We start from the raw sequence: 3,156 nt of genomic DNA, 5'->3' as shown, positions 1-3,156 counted from the left end.
GGCAATTTAGGATATAATGTTGAAGTAGCAACAAGCGGACAAGAAGCTCTTGAAATTGCTTTTTCGGAAAAAATAGACCTGATTCTTCTCGACATTATGATGCCGGAAATGGATGGCTACGAAGTTTGCAAACGATTGCGGCAAAATGAAATCACTAAAGAAACACCTATAATTTTTCTTACTGCAAAAACTGAAACTGATGATATAGTTGCGGGTTTCGATGTTGGAGGACAAGATTATGTAACCAAACCATTTAATGCTAAAGAACTTATAAAAAGAGTTGAAACTCATTTAGATATTCTTTCAAAAAATCGTAAAATCAAGTCGTTTGCTAAACAATTGGAAAGCAAAAACGATGAACTAAATGGCCTGAATCAGGAATTAACTGAAACAAATACAGAATTGACAGAAACTATAGACGCACTCACAAAAGCAAAAATTGGTAGAAAAGCTGCAATTCTCGCAATTATTATCACAATTTCATTATTTCTTGTTTCCGAAGGAATTCTTGAACCATATATTGATTCAAGTTTGCAAGACCAATCGTTTAGCTTTTTTTGGAGCATGCTGCTTAAAGGAATTATAGCTTTATTATTCATACCAATGGAAAGAATACTCAAAAAAGCTCTGCTATTCAACACTATGAGAAAAAAATAATATCATCTAAATTTCCTCATTTTACATCAAAAAGATAATTTAATAAAGTGCATTTTATCATATTTTTTGTATTATAATATTCTATACTTTCGCAAAATATTTTTTAATAAAAATACTTTAAACATTTTTTGTAAACCATTAATAATTAAATAAATAATACAATTATGTCCACACAACAATTTGTTTCACGTCATAATGGACCCCGAACACACGAAATAGAAAGTATGTTGAATAAAATTGGCACAAAGTCGATTGATAGTTTAATTGAAGAAACGGTACCTGCTTCTATTCGTTTGAAAAAAGATATTGATTTACCTGCCGGAATTAGCGAATATGAATATTTGAAAAGTATCAAAAAAATTGCTTCAAAAAACAAAATCTATAAAAGCTTCATTGGACAAGGCTATTATGGAACAATTCTACCTCCCGTAATTCAACGAAATATTCTTGAAAATCCAAGTTGGTACACATCTTATACTCCTTATCAGGCAGAAATTTCTCAAGGGAGATTAGAAGCATTGCTAAATTTCCAGACTATGATAATGGATCTAACCAAAATGGAAATTGCCAATGCCTCCTTGCTTGACGAATCTACTGCCGCAGCAGAAGCAATGATAATGTCATACAACACACGTTCGCGAAAAGCTGTAAAATCCGGTGCAAACCAATTTTTTATTGACAACAATATTTTTCCACAAACAAAAGCAGTGATTGAAACAAGAGCTGCATCGCTTGGCATAGAACTTGTTTTTTCCGATTTCAACGAATTTCAATTCAGCGAAAAAACATTCGGAGCATTGATTCAATATCCGGCTGCTGACGGAAAAATCAACGACTATTCAAGTTTTGTAGCTAAAGCACACGAAAACAATGCTTTAGTTTCGGTTGCTGCCGACATATTGAGCTTGGCAATTCTTGTGCCTCCTGGCGAATGGGGTGCTGATATCGTTGTAGGTTCGACACAAAGATTTGGAATACCGATGGGTTTCGGAGGACCTCATGCTGCATATTTTGCTACTCGCGAAAAGCTTAAAAGACATATTCCTGGTCGGATAATTGGTATTTCGAAAGATGTATATGGTGATGTGGCACTACGAATGGCTCTTCAAACAAGAGAGCAGCACATAAAACGTGAAAGAGCAACCTCAAATATCTGTACTGCACAAGCTTTGTTGGCAAACATGGCTGGAATGTATGCTGTCTATCATGGTTCAGAAGGATTAAAAAATATTGCAAACATAGCTCACCAATCAGCTGGAATTCTCGCAAAAGAGATTTCAAGTTTAGGATATTCAATCTGCAATCAGGAATATTTTGATACAATTTTTATTAACATACCTGAAAATGTCTTTACAGAAAAAATTATAGAATTATCCACTGAAAAAGAAATTAACTTCCTTATTGTTGATAAAAATACAGTTGGCATTAGTACTGATGAAACAAGTACGATTGATGATACAAATTCTATCATAGAAGTTTTTGCAAAAGCTATTAATAAAAACTTTTCTCCAATTCAGAAAATTCCGGATAATGATTATTTTAATGAAAAATTCAAACGAAGCAGCAATTTCTTAACACATCCTGTTTTTGCAAAATATCGTTCAGAAACCGAAATGATGCGATATATTAAAAAATTGGAGAGAAAAGATTTTTCCTTGACTCACTCAATGATTTCGCTTGGTTCATGCACAATGAAACTAAATTCGGCTGCTGAAATGCTTCCATTAAGTTGGGGAGAATTTGGCGAAATTCATCCATTCGTACCAAAAAAACAAGCTGTAGGATATTTTCAACTAATTGACGAACTTGAAGCCGACTTGAAAGAAATTACAGGTTTTGCAGCAGTGTCGTTCCAACCAAATTCTGGTGCTGCCGGCGAATATGCAGGATTGATGGTAATTAAAGAATATCAGAAAAGTATTGGCGAAGGGCATAGAAATGTAATTCTTATTCCTGCATCGGCACATGGTACAAATCCTGCAAGTGCTGTTATGGCTGGCATGAAAGTAATTGTTGTTGCCTGCGACGAAAAAGGAAATATTGATGTAAGCGAGCTTAAAAAACATGCCGAAGAAAATAGAGAAAACTTATCAGCATTTATGGTTACATATCCCTCCACACATGGTGTTTTCGAAGAGCAAATTATGGATATGAACGAAATTATTCATGAAAATGGAGGACAAGTTTATATGGATGGTGCCAACATGAATGCACAAGTTGGCTTAACAAATCCTGCAATTATTGGAGCCGATGTTTGTCATTTGAATTTGCATAAAACATTTGCAATTCCTCATGGTGGCGGCGGTCCCGGGGTTGGTCCAATTGGAGTTGCTCATCACTTAGTTGAATTTTTGCCGGCACATCCAATGATTGAGACAGGAGGGAAAAATGGTGTTTCAGCAATTTCCGCAGCACCTTTCGGCAGTGCCAGTATTTTGACTATTACTCATGCTTATATAAAAATGCTTGGTGGCGAAGGCTTGAAAGAAGCTACCAAAG

At 35.0% G+C, this 3,156-nt stretch carries 2 protein-coding genes; both read left to right on the top strand.

The features are described from left to right. The coding region (locus HN894_12345) for a response regulator (protein MBT7144111.1) at nucleotides 1–657 on the top strand (657 nt) is incomplete at its 5' end. Nucleotides 658–821: 164 nt separating this feature from the next. Beyond that, nucleotides 822–3,156, top strand: a 2,335-nt coding sequence (gene gcvP, locus HN894_12340; GenBank protein ID MBT7144110.1) for an aminomethyl-transferring glycine dehydrogenase, incomplete at its 3' end; no start/stop codon positions are given.

The organism is Bacteroidota bacterium, assembly GCA_018692315.1.
Classification (GTDB): Bacteria; Bacteroidota; Bacteroidia; order Bacteroidales; family JABHKC01; genus JABHKC01.
The sequence above is the reverse complement of the archived record's forward strand: the minus strand, read 5'-3'. Positions and strand labels throughout refer to the sequence as shown.